Genomic DNA, 13,739 nt, shown 5'->3' on the forward strand with positions numbered 1-13,739 from the left:
AGGGAGTAGGGTACGTTAAATATCCTCGAGAGTTCGAATCTCTCCGTTTCCGCCAAATGAAAACCCTAAGTGATTGATTCACTTAGGGTTTTTTCATTTCTGCTGACATTATTACCAGATTCAATAAATTAAAAAATAATGTCCGTTACGTCAGAAGTGATGCCATCGGCGAAGCCAACTAGGGCAATCAATTTTGTTGATAAATGTTAGAAGTTTCCAAACTTTTCCAGAGGAAACTGGGCGTGCCACATTCAGGCCCTATCATGTGCAATCGCTATATTGCAATGCCTTGACCACCCACCTGTGAAGAAAAACCCTGAAATTCCGTACAACGACCCTCCTGGGGTCAATGTGGTGACACCCTTGCTTGATAAGGTTGCTGGTGCCAACGATTTTTTTCAGACTATCTTTCACAAAAATCCTGAAGCGATGGTGCTGGCGAGCGCGCAAGACGGGAAAATCATTGATGTCAACGAAGAGTGGGTCTCGTTGACTGGTTTTTCGCGTCTGGATGTGATCGGGCAAACAGCGTTGGAGTTTGGGCACTGGCCCGATCAACTGGACGCACTTGAGTTGCTGCTGGCGCCCTTGAAGACTTGTGGCCGGGTCAAGGATGCGGATGTCACTTTGTTGATGAAGGACCATTCCGCGCGTTTGGTGCGCCTGAATGCGTCTTTGGTCGTCATGGAGGGTGAACCCGTAATCGTGATGACCCTGCATGATGTGACCTCCGAACGACTCGCGCAAGAGGCGTTGCGGGCGGGTGAAAGGGTGCTGGCCCAAACAATCGAGAAACTCCGCCGTCAAGTTGAAATGTTTGAGCTGGTCGAGAGCTTGGCCAAGGCCGGGCACTGGATGTCCAATCCCGCCGACGAGCCACTTTTTATGTGGTCCAAGGGCCTGTACCAACTTACCCAAGAGCCCGGCGGAAAAATATTCCCGATCGAAGAGGCACGGGATCGTATTCATCCAGACGACTTGGATGCCTACCTGGCCAAACGTCGGGCATTGGATGGCTCGACATTGAACTATCGCTGGCTGTTTCCTGACCAGCGCTATCACTGGATTCGGACCCAAATGCGCCGGCTGACCAATAGCGATGGTTCCTACACCGATTTAGGGGTGGTGCAGGATTTCACCGAAGAGTACCTGGCCGATCAGATCTTGAAAAACCGCCTGAACCTGATTCAGCAGCTCACCCGTCGCTTGCCTGAAATGGTGTTTCAATTTTCGCAACACTCTGCTCAAAGCGGCGAGTTTGTTTTTGTCAGTGAAGCAGTTCAGTCTATCTTCCGGGTAAGTCCGCAAGAGGCACAAAGCAATTCCAAGTCTATTTTTCGGCGTATTCATCCAGATGATTTGTCCACGGTGCTTCAGTCCATCAGCGATGCGCGTGGCGATGGCATGACATGGGCCCACGAGTTCAGACTTCAGTTTGAGGACGGCAGTGCTCGGGTGGTGTTTGGCAAAGCCATTACGGCGCGCGAAACCGATGGTCAGTTCATGACCTACGGCTCGGTCACGGATATCACCGACCACAAGGCTTCACAGGCTACTTTGCGTGAGAGCGAAGCCCGCTTTCGGGCCCTGACCGAACTCTCGTCAGACTGGTTTTTTGGAGCAAGATGAGCAGTTCCGGTTCACGCGGGTGGACGGTAATTTGACATCGACCAATGCCATGTCCGCTGATAGTTACATCGGCAATACACGATGGGACTTTGATGCCAAAGGTGTGAGTCCGGCGCAATGGGCAGCGCACCGGGCTGGGATGCTGGCGCACGAAACTTTTCATGATTTTGAGATGCAGCGGCTGCGCGCCGATGGTTCCTTGATGTGGGTTGCCATCAGTGGTACTCCCATTTTTGACGCAGAAGGCCGCTTTAAGGGTTATCGCGGTGTGGGTCGAGACATTTCAGCCCGTAAACAGGCCGAAGAAAAAATTGAGCAGTTGGCGTTTTACGACGTGCTCACCGAGTTGCCCAACCGTCGTTTGTTGATGGACCGTCTGCAAAAAGCACTCGCCGTCAGCGATCGCGAAAAGGCAACTGGCGCCTTGTTATTCATCGATCTGGATAACTTCAAGGATCTCAACGACACGCAGGGTCACGATTTAGGTGATTTGCTGCTCAAGCAGGTGGCGCAACGCCTTGTGACCTGCGTTCGCGAGATCGACACCGTCGCCCGCCTGGGCGGTGATGAGTTCGTGGTGATGTTGCAAAACCTGGACAGTGGCATGGCTGCTGCGACCGCGCAGGTGGTGCAGGTCGGCAAGAAAATCATGGCATTGCTCAATCAGGTTTACCTGCTGGGGTCGCAGGAGCACCACAGCACGCCCAGCATCGGGGTCACCCTGTTTGAGGGGCATCACCAATCGATGGATGAATTGCTCAAGCAGGCTGACCTGGCTATGTACGAGTCCAAGGCCGCCGGGCGCAATACCTTGCGGTTTTTTGACCCTGCTATGCAAGCGCTGGTGGCCCAGCGGACCGCGCTTGAAATGGAATTGCGCCAAGGCCTGCAACGCCAGGAGTTGCGCTTGTTTTACCAACCCGTGGTGGACATGAGTGCCCATGTGGTTGGGGTGGAGGCGCTGGTGCGGTGGCAGCATCCCCGGCGCGGTATGGTGTCTCCTGCTGAATTTATTCCCATGGCAGAGCAGACCGGGCTGATCTTGCAGTTGGGGCATTGGGTGCTGGACGTGGCGTGTCGGCAACTGGTGAGTTGGTCAACTCAGACCGACACGGCGCGCCTGACCATGGCAGTAAACGTGAGTGCACGACAGTTCAGGCACGCAGAATTTGTGCCGCAAGTGCTGGCCTTGTTGCGCCAGACCGGCGCTAATCCGCATCTGTTGAAACTGGAACTCACCGAGAGTTTGTTGCTCACCGATCCGCAGGACGCCATTTTGCGTATGGCAGAACTGCGTGGTGTGGGCGTGCGTTTCTCGCTGGATGACTTTGGAACCGGGTATTCATCCTTATCCTATCTGAAGTTGCTGCCGCTGCAACAACTCAAGATTGACCAGTCGTTTGTTCGTGATGTGTTGACTGACCCGAATGATGCAGCTATTGCCAGAACTGTGTTGGCACTCGGGCAAAGTCTGGGATTCCAAGTGGTCGCCGAGGGCGTAGAAACAGTGGGGCAGTGCGAGTTTTTGAAGCAAAACGGCTGCACCTTGTTTCAGGGCTATTTATTTGGCAAGCCGGTACCCATTGAGCAGCTGCAATTGGGTGATTTGTCGTCACAAGCAACTTTATGACGCCAGCGCCTTGCCAAGGCGCTGCAGGGTCTTAGAACGGCGCGTCAGCCGCCGTGTTGTCAGCGTCGCTGTCGGGGCTGTCAACCACCGGTGCGGCTTCAGCCTGAGCTGACGGCGAACGCAAGGTCTGGCGCACCGTGGCTTTTTCGCCAGCACTTGCAAACTTGCTGTATTTGCCCAAGACACTGACCATCTGACCATAAATGCGGGGTGCGCCGGCCATGCATTCTTTTTGTTCCAGAAAGTCGGAGTCGCCTGAGAAGTTGCCCACCAAGCCACCGGCCTCGGTCACCAGCAACGAGCCCGCAGCGACGTCCCAAGGTTGCAGGCCGCACTCAAAGAAGCCATCGGTATAACCTGCAGCCACATAGGCCAGGTCCAGTGCAGCAGAACCGGGGCGACGCAGTCCGGTGGTGAGCTTCATCATGTCGCCCATCATGAGAAGGTAGGTGTTGAAATCGTCACCAGGACGAAACGGGAAGCCGGTAGAAATCAGGCATTCCTGCAAGCGCACTCGTTTGGAAACGCGCAAGCGCCGGTCATTCAGGTAGGCACCCCGGCCTTTGGAGGCTGTGAACAGGTCGTTGCGGCTTGGGTCGTAAATGACCGCTTGTTCGATCTTGCCCTTGACCGCCAGTGCAATGCTGACGCAGTACACCGGCAAGCCGTGGATGAAGTTGGTGGTGCCGTCCAGCGGATCGATGATCCAGATAAATTCTGAACTTTGATCGCCGTGTTCGCGGCCAGATTCTTCAGCCCAGATGCCATGGTCGGGGTAAGCGGTGAGCAGCGTCTCGATGATGGCGGCTTCAGCGGCCTGGTCCACTTCGGTGACGAAGTCGTTGACCTGCTTTTGCGAGATGCGAACCGCTTCGACGTCGAGCGCGGCACGGTTGATGATGGAACCTGCAGCGCGGGCAGCCTTGACGGCCACGTTGATCATTGGGTGAAGATTGGGGGATGCCATAAATTTTTAGATGTTTGTAATGCAGACGGTGAGGTCTGCAAGCAACGAACCAGGAACAAGGGGGAGGAGCTGCACGGCGATGCGGGCAGCGACAATGGTGGGATTTTAACCGCCCCGGTCAATTCTCAAAATTTCAGCCATGCAAACACGTTTTATCCTGATCAACACCAGCCACGCCGGCAATGTGGGTGCGGCTGCCCGCGCCATGAAAACGATGGGGTTCACCGATCTGGTGCTGGTGGCACCGCGCTGGGCCAATGTGCTGAACCGCGAAGAAACCATCCAGCGCGCCAGTGGGGCGCTTGATGTCCTCAAAAATGCGCGCATCGTTGGCACGCTGGACGAGGCGCTTGAGGGCATGACCCATTTGTGCGCCACCGCCATGACGCCGCGTGACTTTGGACCGCCCACGGTGACGCCCCGCGAGCATTTTGAGGTGCTATCTAAAAAAGAGCTACTTACGAAAGCAGCACGGGGGCTAGAGGCTGATTTGGCTAATAATTCAGAGGATGGCGCCGCACTTGGTGCTGAAGTTGCGGTTCAACAAGGCGTCGCATTTTTGTTTGGTTGCGAGCGTTTTGGCATGAGCAACGAAGACGTCTACCGCTGCCATGTGGCTTTGAACATTCCGAGCGACCCCAAGTTTGGTTCGCTCAATCTGGCCGCGGCGATTCAGGTCGTGGCCTATGAGTGGCGACTGGCTTTGGGCGGCTTTGCTGCGCCTGCTTCTGCGCCTCCAGCGTTGCTTGAGGAGGCTCAGGCGCCCACGGGCCATGCCCGCTTTGATGTGCTGGCCGATGCCAGTCAAATGGCAGGCATGCTGGCGCATTGGGAACGCGCCCTGATCTCGATTGGCTTTTTGGACCCGCAGGCCCCCAAGAAACTCATGCCCCGACTGAATCAGCTGTTCAACCGGGCTGGCCTCACACAGGGCGAGATTCATATCTTGCGCGGTATTGCCAAAATGATGGACCAGACGGCCGCGCCGGAAAAGTCCCTGGCGCCTGCAGCAACACCTTCAAAAGGCTAGACTCTGCCGATGTTTTCAAGACTCCGTTCCGACATTCAATGCATTCTTGACCGTGACCCGGCGGCGCGCACGCGCTGGGAGGTGCTCACCTGTTATCCCGGTCTGCACGCCGTGATTTTTCATCGGCAAGCCAACTGGTGCTGGCTTCATGGTTTGAAATGGCTCGGCCGTTTTATTTCCCATGTTGCCCGTTTTTTGACCGGCATTGAAATTCATCCCGGCGCCAAGGTGGGCGAGCGGGTTTTCTTTGACCATGCGATGGGCGTAGTGGTGGGTGAGACCGCCGAAATTGGCGATGGTTGTACCATTTACCAGGGCGTTACGCTGGGCGGCACCTCGCTCTACAAAGGCGCCAAGCGACACCCGACATTGGGGTGTAACGTGGTGGTGGGGGCGGGCGCGCAAGTCCTGGGCGGCTTCACGGTGGGCGATGGTGCCAAGGTGGGTTCCAACGCGGTGGTTACCAAGCCGGTGCCTGCAGGCGCTACCGCTGTCGGCAACCCGGCACGCATCATTCAGGCTGAACTGGACGTCAAGCGCGAAGAAGCGGCTTCCAAAATGGGATTTTCAGCGTATGGCGTCACTCAGAATGACGATCCGTTGAGCCAGGCGATGCGCGGGTTGATTGACAACGCTGGCTCGCAAGAGCACCAGATTTCGTTGCTCTGGAAAGCGATTGAAACGCTACAGGGCAACCGCTCAGCGACAGATTGCGTGCCTGGCGATGCCGCCCTGAGTGAGCACTTTGAGGCCGATAAGCTCAATCAACTGGTCGGAAAATAACGCCTGACTATTAGGTCGGGTTAACGCAGCGTCACCCGACATCATTTCTTGACCAAGTCAGGGCGTCTGTCGAATCGCCGTTTTAGGACGGAACGCCTTGCACACCTCATCATGCGTTTCCAGGTACGGCCCGCCAATCAGGTCGACGCAATAGGGCACAGCAGCAAAAATACCGGCCATGACCGACTTGCCTTCGCCGTCACGCAAACCTTCAAGAGTTTCAGCAATCGCCTTCGGTTGTCCCGGCAGATTGATGATCAGACTTTGGTCGCGAATCACGGCCACTTGGCGCGACAAAATCGCGGTAGGCACAAACTTCAGGCTGATCTGGCGCATTTGCTCCCCAAACCCCGGCATCTCCTTGTGCGCCACCGCCAGCGTGGCCTCGGGCGTCACATCGCGCAGGGCCGGGCCGGTGCCGCCGGTAGTCAACACCAGCGAGCAACCCGCATCCACCAGTTCAATCAAGGTGGCGCTGATGGTGGCTTGCTCATCAGGAATCAGGCGCGGCTCAAATTGCACCGGGTTCTTCAAGGCGCGCGTCAGCCAGTCTTGCAGGGCGGGCAAGCCTTTGTCAATGTAGACACCGGTAGAAGCGCGGTCGCTGACCGAGATGATGCCAATTTTGACGGCGTCAAAGATCGCCGTGATGGGTGTGTTCATCGCTATTTTCTGAATCAGGGAGTTACTCGGCAGGTTTTTCGTTCGCCAGATGTTCACGCGTTATTTGAAAAATATCGCGGTACGCCCGGCCATGGCGCACGGCCTCACCGGGTTTCTCTGGCACAGCGTCTTTACGCGCTTGGCGAATCAGGGCGCGCAGTTGCTGAGAATCGGTGTCGGGGCACTTGAGAATCCACTCACCAAACGCGTCATCATTGGCCAGCAGGCGGTCACGCCAGGTTTCGGCCAGGTGCAACACCAGGTTGTCATGCGCGGAGCCACTGAATTGATCGGTCAGGGCGGCGCGCACAATTTCCAGCGTTTCGGGGTCGAGCAGGCGCATTTGCTTGCCGATGAACTGCATCTGGCGGCGTTTGCCTTCAAAGTTGGTGATGCGGTTCGCTTCGACCACGGCATCCTTGAGTTTTTCGGTCAAGGGCAGGCGCTGCATCCAGGATGCGCGCAATGTCAGCAGGTCTTCACCCAGCTTTTGCAGTTCCAGGCTTTCGCGTTTGAGATCGGTGCGGCTTTGGTCGTCGGTGCCTTTGAGTTCGCGTTTGAGCTCGAGGTCGCGTTCGCTGCCTTCGGCGACGAATTCACCTCTGACGAAGTAACCTTTTTTGAATTTGCGTGACATGGTAGGGAAAATGAGAGAGACGGGCACAGCGTGCCGCAGAGCCAAGTATCATAGCCGCCGATATGAAAAAATCCAAAACGACCCCTACACCGTCCACCGCTGACGCCGGTTTCAGCTACAGCCGCCCCTATTTTGAGGGGCTGGTGGACACCGCCTTGGCCCATGCGAAGAAGCTGGGTGCCACCGATGCCGGTGCAGAAGCCTCTGAAGGCTGTGGCCTGAGCGTCTCGGTGCGCAAGGGGGAATTGGAGAACGTTGAGCGCAACCGCGACAAGTCGCTGGGCGTGACGGTGTACCTGGGCAAGCGTCGCGGCAATGCCAGTACGTCAGATTTTTCCAATGCGGCCATCCAGCAAACGGTGCAGGCTGCTTACGACATTGCGCGTTTCACCGCCGCCGACCCGATGGCGGGTTTGCCCAGCGCCAAAGACGTGGCACCCGAGTCCAAACAACGTACTGACCTCGATCTGTTCTTCCCCTGGGCCATCAACAGCGAGCAGGCGGCCCAGTTGGCCATGGTCTGCGAAGCGGCTGCCCTGCAAACCGACAAACGCATCACCAACAGCGAAGGCGCCAGCGTGTCGGCGCAGCAATCACATTTTTTCAGCGCCCATACACGCGGTTTTCGCGGTGGTTATGCCAGTTCGCGCCATTCGCTGTCGGTGTCACCGATTGCTGGCAAGGGCAGCGACATGCAGCGCGATGCCTGGTACAGCTCCATGCGCAACGCCGATGACCTGGCCGACCCCGTCGCCGTGGGGCGCTACGCCGCAGAGCGCGCCTTGAGTCGACTGAAGTCGCGCAAGATTGCCACCACCGAGTGCCCGATTTTGTTTGAGTCGCCACTGGCGGCCGGTTTGCTGGGCAGCTTTGTGCAAGCCATCAGCGGCGGTGCCTTGTACCGCAAGAGTTCGTTCTTGCTCGATTCGCTGGGCAAGCAGGTGTTGCCCAAGCACATTGATATTCTGGAAGACCCGTTTGTCAAACGCGGCAAAGGCAGTTCGCCGTTTGACGACGAGGGCGTCCGGGTCAAGGCGCGTCAAGTGGTCGAAGCCGGTTGTGTGCAGGGGTACTTTCTGGGCAGCTACTCGGCGCGCAAGCTGGGCATGAAGACCACCGGCAATGCGGGTGGTTCGCACAATTTGAGTTTGACATCGCGTCTGACCCGTCCCGGCGACGATCTGGATGCCATGCTCGAAAAACTCGGCACCGGTTTGTTTGTGACCGAGTTGATGGGCAGCGGCGTGAACTACGTCACCGGCGACTATTCACGCGGCGCCAGCGGCTTCTGGGTCGAAAAAGGCCGCATTGCCTATCCGGTCCATGAAATCACTATTGCCGGCAACATGAAGGCCATGCTCAAAGGCATCAAAGCAGTGGGGGCGGACACCTACAACTACGGCGCCAAGACCATTGGTTCGATCCTGATCAACCGCATGAAGGTGGCAGGCAGCTAATTAGCCTGCGAGTGCTGCTTTGACTGCGGCTGAAATCTGACCCATTTCAGCTTTGCCGGCCAGGCGCGCCTTGGCGGCGCCCATCACCTTGCCCATGTCGCCGGGGCCTGCGTTGCGGCCTAGTTCAGCGGCTAATTCCGTCACGATGGCTTTGACTTCAGTGGCCACTTCGTCGGCGCTCAGGCGCTGGGGCAAGTACACCTCCAGCACCTTGATCTCGGCGGCTTCCTTGTCGGCCAGGTCCATGCGGTTGGCGAGCGTGAACGCGGTGATCGAGTCTTTGCGCTGCTTGATGAGTTTGTCTACGATGGCGACCATGGTGACGTCGTCCACCACGATGCGTTCATCCACTTCTTTTTGCTTGGCCGCGGCCAGCAGCAGGCGGATGGTGCCCAGGCGCTCGCTGTCTTTGGCACGCATGGCGTTTTTCATGTCTTCGGTAACTTGGTCTTTAAGTGACATTGGGAGAGGTCCTTATTGCGTGAGGGGTGAAAAGTGATAGGACGTAAAAAAACCCACCTGAGCGTCCCCGGTGGGCTTTTTTTGAGCCTTTGCAGGCTCTAAGCTGTTGAGGGCAGAACGGGTTCGTTACAGGTAACGAGGGTCTGTCTCGCAAGGCTCATGTATTTTTAGTACATCTTCTTGGGCAACTGCATGGCGCGAATGCGCTTGTAGTTGCGCTTGACGGCAGCAGCCTTCTTGCGCTTGCGCTCGGCGGTTGGCTTTTCATAGAACTCGCGCGCACGCAAGTCAGTCAACAAGCCCAATTTTTCAATGGTGCGTTTGAAGCGGCGAAGCGCTACGTCGAAGGGTTCGTTTTCTTTAACACGGATCGTTGTCATTACGTAAAGTTATCCAGATTGTGCAGACTTCTATCAAAAGGAGATCGAGCCGTTTGACGAACATCATGCGATTTTCCCCGCTTTAAAGTTGATCAGGCAGCGGGGGTTTGCCAGCAAAGCCTTGGATTATAGCGGTACTTCAATCGGGTGAAATGACTTTTGTCAAGCCAGATTTTAGGCCGGCGCCAAAGCAGGGCGCAATTTAGCCGCCAAGCCCTGCGCGCAGGCGAAGCCGCTGGCCCAGGCCCACTGAAAGTTATAGCCGCCCAGCCAGCCCGTGACGTCGACCACTTCGCCAATGAAATAGAGGCCGGGTTGCCTGGATTCCATCGTTTGCCCGGACAGCGCTTTGGTGTCTACGCCACCGGCGGTGACTTCGGCTTTTTTGTAGCCTTCGGTGCCGGTCGGGGTGAGCTCCCAGCGCGTCAGGCGCTCGGCCAGTGCATTCAAGGTCTTGTCGGAGGCCTCGCTGATGGGGCGCTGCCAGTTGTGACCCAGCGCTGCGCCTTGTGCGACCCAGGTGTCGGCCAAACGGGACGGCACCAGCGCGGCCAGTTCGTTGGCAATCAGCTTGCGTGAGATGGATTTGGCTTGACTCAGGAGTTGACTCACCTCCGTGCCCGGCGCCAGATTCAGGCGAATTGGCGTGCCGGTCTGCCAGTAACTCGATATTTGCAGCACGCCGGGGCCACTCAAACCGCGGTGGGTGAACAGCAGGTCTTCCGAGAAAGTGGTGCTGGTTTTCTTGGTGCCGGTGGCAATTTGCACTGGCAGCGACAAACCCGACAAGGAGGCAAACGGCGCCCAGGCTGCGTCATCAAAAGTCAGGGGTACCAGCGCCGGGCGCGGCGTGACCACGGGCAGCTCAAACTGGCGGGCGATGCGGTAGCCGAAATCAGTGGCGCCAATTTTCGGAATCGCCAAACCCCCGGTGGCGATCACAACGGCAGCGCATTGGATGGTTCCCATGGAACTATCGATTTCATAGCTGCTTGCGCTGGATCCACTTGGGCTAGAGGCCAAAAACCTTATATTTTTAACGCTGCAGGGCTGCCAGCGCGTGACGCCGCCGGCAGCGCATTCGGCCAGCAGCATCTGGATGATGTCTTCGGCGGAGCGGTCGCAAAACAGCTGGCCTTTGTGCTTTTCATGGAACGGGATCTGGTGTTTATCCAGCAGGGCGACAAAGTCGCGCGGTGTGTAGCGCGACAGGGCCGAGCGGCAAAAGTTAGGGTTGTCGCCCAGAAAGTTGGCCGGCGTGGTGCCCCGGTTGGTGAAGTTGCAGCGACCACCGCCTGAGATGCGGATTTTTTCAGCCACCTTGTCGCTGTGGTCGATCACCAGCACCTTCAGGCCGAGTTGCCCCGCCACGCCCGCACAGAACAAACCGGCCGCACCGGCGCCCACAATCACCACATCAAAATTTTGCATGGGGCGAAGTTTAGACGCCGCTGCCCCGGCCGGGCTTCGCTCAGGCGTAAGCCGTTTGAAGCGTTTGCAGTGGCTGCTGCAAGGCGAGCAGGCCCTTCAATACATCGCCCACCACAATCACGCTGGGGCTGGCGAGGTCTTCACGCTCAATGGTGGCGCACAACTCACCCAGTGTGCAGACCGCATGGTGCTGAGTCGCCAGGCTGGCGCTCTGGATGACGGCAACTGGCGTGCTGCCGGGCAAACCGTGCAGCAACTCGCTCTGGATGTGGGCGGCACCGCTCACGCCCATGTAAATAACCAGCGTAAGGCGGGCCTGGTGGGCGGTGGCGGAGAGTGCTTTCCAGTCGGTGCCGGTCGATCCGGGCTTGGCGTGGCCGGTTACAAACACCACGCCGTGAGCGTGTTCTCGGTGGGTGAGGGGCACGCCCAGCGAGGTCATGGCGGCTAGGCCAGCAGTGATGCCGTTGACCACGGTGACTTCAATGCCTGCGGCTTGCAAATGTTCAACCTCTTCACCGCCACGGCCAAAGACAAACGGGTCGCCGCCTTTGAGACGCACCACGGTTTCGCCTTCGCGCACGGCCATGATGGTCAGCTTCTCGATAAAGGCTTGCGGGGTTGACTTGCAGCCGCCGCGCTTGCCCACATGGATGATGCGGGCCTTGGGCGAGGCGAGTGCCACGATGGCTTCGCTGACCAGGTCGTCCACCAGCAGCACGGTGGCTATCTGGATCGCTTTCAGGGCCTTGATGGTGAGCAACTCGGGGTCGCCCGGGCCCGCGCCGACGAGCGTGCAGCTGCCTTGGCCTTGGACCTGGGCGGGTGGTATTTTTTGTGTCATGGTGTCGTCCTCTTTTGCTGGGACAGTTGCACGATGTGTGCCACTTGCAAGGCGATGGGGGCTGGAATTGGTTCTTGCCCGTCCAACACCGCTTTTATCCAGGTCGCAGTGCTCTGGGCATCCGGCGCGGGCAGGCCCGGCACACTGGTAAGCGAGCCACTTTGTGCCTCTTGCACGCGGGTGGCCTGACCGTCATAAAAAGCGTCCATCGCAGGCGTGCGGCGGGCATCGGCCACTGGTTCGCCTTCGGTGCCGCGCAGCAGCAGGGCAGTGGCATGCACCAGACGGAAGGTGGCAGTCATCGACTCGGCATATTCCGGGTGCGTGTAGCTGCTCACCACCACGGCCGAAACTTCGCAGGGGTTCATCAGCTTGACCAGACTGTGCGCCGGGTTGCGCAGGCCAATCACGCGGCGCACGTCCAGCAAGCGCTGCAATCCGGGGAGTAACAGGCCTGAGGGCACAAATTTCACCGTGCCAGGTGCTACTTTTTCAATAGCTACTTGCGCAGGTACGGCAAGGGCTAGAAGCACATTTTGTGTTGAAACCCGGCTGGATTCAGTCGCCATGCCGTGCACCACCACCGGCAGGCCTTCGCGTGCCAGCAGCAAGGCCAGCAAGGGCGTGAGCACCGGCAGTTTGCGTGCACCGTTGTAGCTTGGCAGCACCACGGCAGTGCGGCCTTGTGTCGGGATTTTGTGCAGCCGGGCATGGGTGGCGTCCAGAAAACCGGCCATCTCTTCAGGCGTTTCGCCTTTGATGCGCATGGCCACGCAAAAGGCGCCTATTTCAAAATCAGTCACCGAGCCGTCGAGCACTTGCCCGAACAGGTCTGCGGCTTGTTCGCGGCTGAGAGAACGGGCGCCGTCTTTGCCGCGCCCAATTTCCTTGATGTAGTGACTGATGCCCATGTGTTCCTATGACTTGTTGATACGGGCGTACAAAGTGGTTACTTTGTCCATGACCTGAAGCAGATTTTCGCTGGTCACAAAGACATCGCTGGCTCCCCGTCCATTACTTGTGGCGTGGGTCTTCAGGGTGGTGTCGAAAAACAGCCATTGCGCATCCGCCAGCACCAGCTCCTGCTTGATCTCGGCGCTCGCTTCTGGCGCGTTGCGCAAGGTTTCAAGTGCTGCGACGAACTCAGTGCGGGCTTTGCTCAATTCCGCGCTCGAGGTGGTGGTGTCAATCTTCCAGGCCATCGACAGGTAGTACTTGGCCATGCGTTGCGACAGCATGCGCTGGCGCCCCGCGATGTTGACCAATTTACCGACCGGCTTGCCCGACATTTGCTCCAACAGCCCGGTGCCCTTGTTGGCCAGCGCCAGCACCTTCGCGTCCTGCACTAACAGTTCTGCGGCTTTAGTGGCTGCAGGCGTGGTGCCCACCAACAGTGATTTGTAGACCGACCACTCGCTTTCAAGCTGGGTGTAGGTGTCGCGCACCGGGCCGGCTGGGGCGAAGGACTTGAGCTCAACCAACTGCCGGTCAAAAAGGGCCAGGGACTGGTCCAGTACCTTGGCGGCGGCGGGGACTTGGACTTGTTGGCCCAGGCATAAATAGGCTTTGGCCATGCGCTGTGACAGCATGCGTTGGCGTCCGGCCTTGTTGATGGCGTCGTTCATGTCGCTTACCTGAGCCGGTGCCGCCAAGGCCGTCGAGGCAGCCCAGGCTACGAATATTCTGCGGTTCAATTTCAGGGTCATGGAAATGATCTCGGTTAATCCGGGGGCATCCCGGCACGGGGCTGACTTGGCGTGAACCGGATTGTCCGGGGTATGCACCGTGTTTTCCATGAAGTAGAACAAGGGCATTCACGGTTTATG

General features: G+C 57.8%; 13 protein-coding genes and 1 pseudogene. 5 read left to right on the forward strand and 9 right to left on the reverse strand.

From position 1 onward, the window contains the following. Positions 1 to 303 precede the first annotated feature (303 nt). Both WCG50_RS02425 and WCG50_RS02430 read left to right on the forward strand, forming a co-directional pair. On the forward strand, positions 304 to 1,629 hold the full coding sequence (locus tag WCG50_RS02425) for a PAS domain S-box protein (RefSeq protein WP_336897974.1): 1,326 nt from the start codon (positions 304 to 306) through the stop codon (positions 1,627 to 1,629). A gap of 19 nt (positions 1,630 to 1,648) precedes the next feature. Beyond that, positions 1,649 to 3,259, forward strand: coding sequence for an EAL domain-containing protein (locus WCG50_RS02430; RefSeq protein ID WP_336898026.1), 1,611 nt, complete (start codon positions 1,649 to 1,651; stop codon positions 3,257 to 3,259). 31 nt (positions 3,260 to 3,290) lie between these two features. Here the strand turns inward: WCG50_RS02430 and WCG50_RS02435 are convergent, their stop codons facing one another. Next, a complete protein-coding gene (locus tag WCG50_RS02435; protein ID WP_336897975.1) occupies positions 3,291 to 4,226 on the reverse strand; it encodes an inositol monophosphatase family protein in 936 nt (311 codons plus the stop codon). A gap of 139 nt (positions 4,227 to 4,365) precedes the next feature. Between WCG50_RS02435 and WCG50_RS02440 the strand changes: the two genes are divergently transcribed. Both WCG50_RS02440 and cysE read left to right on the forward strand, forming a co-directional pair. After that, on the forward strand, positions 4,366 to 5,256 hold the full coding sequence (locus WCG50_RS02440; RefSeq protein ID WP_336897976.1) for an RNA methyltransferase: 891 nt from the start codon (positions 4,366 to 4,368) through the stop codon (positions 5,254 to 5,256). A gap of 9 nt (positions 5,257 to 5,265) precedes the next feature. Beyond that, a complete protein-coding gene (cysE, locus tag WCG50_RS02445; RefSeq protein WP_336897977.1) occupies positions 5,266 to 6,039 on the forward strand; it encodes a serine O-acetyltransferase in 774 nt (257 codons plus the stop codon). Positions 6,040 to 6,096: 57 nt separating this feature from the next. Here the strand turns inward: cysE and mog are convergent, their stop codons facing one another. Then, the gene (gene mog / locus WCG50_RS02450; RefSeq protein ID WP_336897978.1) at positions 6,097 to 6,702 is read right to left on the reverse strand and encodes a molybdopterin adenylyltransferase; all 606 of its coding nucleotides are present in this window, start codon (positions 6,700 to 6,702) and stop codon (positions 6,097 to 6,099) included. A gap of 22 nt (positions 6,703 to 6,724) precedes the next feature. Then, a complete protein-coding gene (gene yjgA / locus WCG50_RS02455) occupies positions 6,725 to 7,339 on the reverse strand; it encodes a ribosome biogenesis factor YjgA (RefSeq protein ID WP_336897979.1) in 615 nt (204 codons plus the stop codon). 62 nt (positions 7,340 to 7,401) lie between these two features. Between yjgA and pmbA the strand changes: the two genes are divergently transcribed. Then, positions 7,402 to 8,796, forward strand: a complete 1,395-nt coding sequence (pmbA, locus tag WCG50_RS02460) for a metalloprotease PmbA (RefSeq protein ID WP_336897980.1) — start codon at positions 7,402 to 7,404, stop codon at positions 8,794 to 8,796. Here the strand turns inward: pmbA and WCG50_RS02465 are convergent, their stop codons facing one another. The 6 genes and pseudogenes from WCG50_RS02465 to WCG50_RS02490 form a co-directional block, all read right to left on the reverse strand. Beyond that, complete coding sequence (locus WCG50_RS02465) at positions 8,797 to 9,258, reverse strand: GatB/YqeY domain-containing protein (protein WP_336897981.1); 462 nt, start codon at positions 9,256 to 9,258, stop codon at positions 8,797 to 8,799. Between the two features lie 167 nt (positions 9,259 to 9,425). Continuing rightward, positions 9,426 to 9,638, reverse strand: a complete 213-nt coding sequence (gene rpsU, locus WCG50_RS02470; protein ID WP_011465162.1) for a 30S ribosomal protein S21 — start codon at positions 9,636 to 9,638, stop codon at positions 9,426 to 9,428. Between the two features lie 174 nt (positions 9,639 to 9,812). Then, positions 9,813 to 11,084: pseudogene (locus WCG50_RS02475) on the reverse strand (NAD(P)/FAD-dependent oxidoreductase); the annotation flags it as partial. 25 nt (positions 11,085 to 11,109) lie between these two features. Further along, entirely contained in the window at positions 11,110 to 11,913 is an 804-nt protein-coding gene (gene cobA / locus WCG50_RS02480; protein WP_336897982.1) for a uroporphyrinogen-III C-methyltransferase, read from the reverse strand. Continuing rightward, positions 11,910 to 12,824, reverse strand: a complete 915-nt coding sequence (gene ybiB / locus WCG50_RS02485) for a DNA-binding protein YbiB (RefSeq protein WP_336897983.1) — start codon at positions 12,822 to 12,824, stop codon at positions 11,910 to 11,912. Before ybiB ends, cobA begins: the two co-directional genes overlap by 4 nt. Positions 12,825 to 12,830: 6 nt before the next feature. Further along, the gene (locus tag WCG50_RS02490; protein WP_336897984.1) at positions 12,831 to 13,727 is read right to left on the reverse strand and encodes a type IV pili methyl-accepting chemotaxis transducer N-terminal domain-containing protein; all 897 of its coding nucleotides are present in this window, start codon (positions 13,725 to 13,727) and stop codon (positions 12,831 to 12,833) included. Positions 13,728 to 13,739: the final 12 nt, after the last annotated feature.

Origin of the sequence: Rhodoferax sp. (assembly GCF_037143375.1) — a bacterium.
Lineage (GTDB): Bacteria > Pseudomonadota > Gammaproteobacteria > Burkholderiales > Burkholderiaceae_C > Rhodoferax.

Coding starts and splice junctions, on each gene's coding strand:
- WCG50_RS02490 (WP_336897984.1), bottom strand. CDS start 13,727: ATGCCCTTGTTCTACTTCATGGAAAACACGGTGCATACCCCGGACAAT.
- yjgA (WP_336897979.1), bottom strand. CDS start 7,339: ATGTCACGCAAATTCAAAAAAGGTTACTTCGTCAGAGGTGAATTCGTC.
- mog (WP_336897978.1), bottom strand. CDS start 6,702: ATGAACACACCCATCACGGCGATCTTTGACGCCGTCAAAATTGGCATC.
- WCG50_RS02465 (WP_336897981.1), bottom strand. CDS start 9,258: ATGTCACTTAAAGACCAAGTTACCGAAGACATGAAAAACGCCATGCGT.
- pmbA (WP_336897980.1), top strand. CDS start 7,402: ATGAAAAAATCCAAAACGACCCCTACACCGTCCACCGCTGACGCCGGT.
- rpsU (WP_011465162.1), bottom strand. CDS start 9,638: ATGACAACGATCCGTGTTAAAGAAAACGAACCCTTCGACGTAGCGCTT.
- WCG50_RS02435 (WP_336897975.1), bottom strand. CDS start 4,226: ATGGCATCCCCCAATCTTCACCCAATGATCAACGTGGCCGTCAAGGCT.
- cysE (WP_336897977.1), top strand. CDS start 5,266: ATGTTTTCAAGACTCCGTTCCGACATTCAATGCATTCTTGACCGTGAC.
- ybiB (WP_336897983.1), bottom strand. CDS start 12,824: ATGGGCATCAGTCACTACATCAAGGAAATTGGGCGCGGCAAAGACGGC.
- WCG50_RS02440 (WP_336897976.1), top strand. CDS start 4,366: ATGCAAACACGTTTTATCCTGATCAACACCAGCCACGCCGGCAATGTG.
- cobA (WP_336897982.1), bottom strand. CDS start 11,913: ATGACACAAAAAATACCACCCGCCCAGGTCCAAGGCCAAGGCAGCTGC.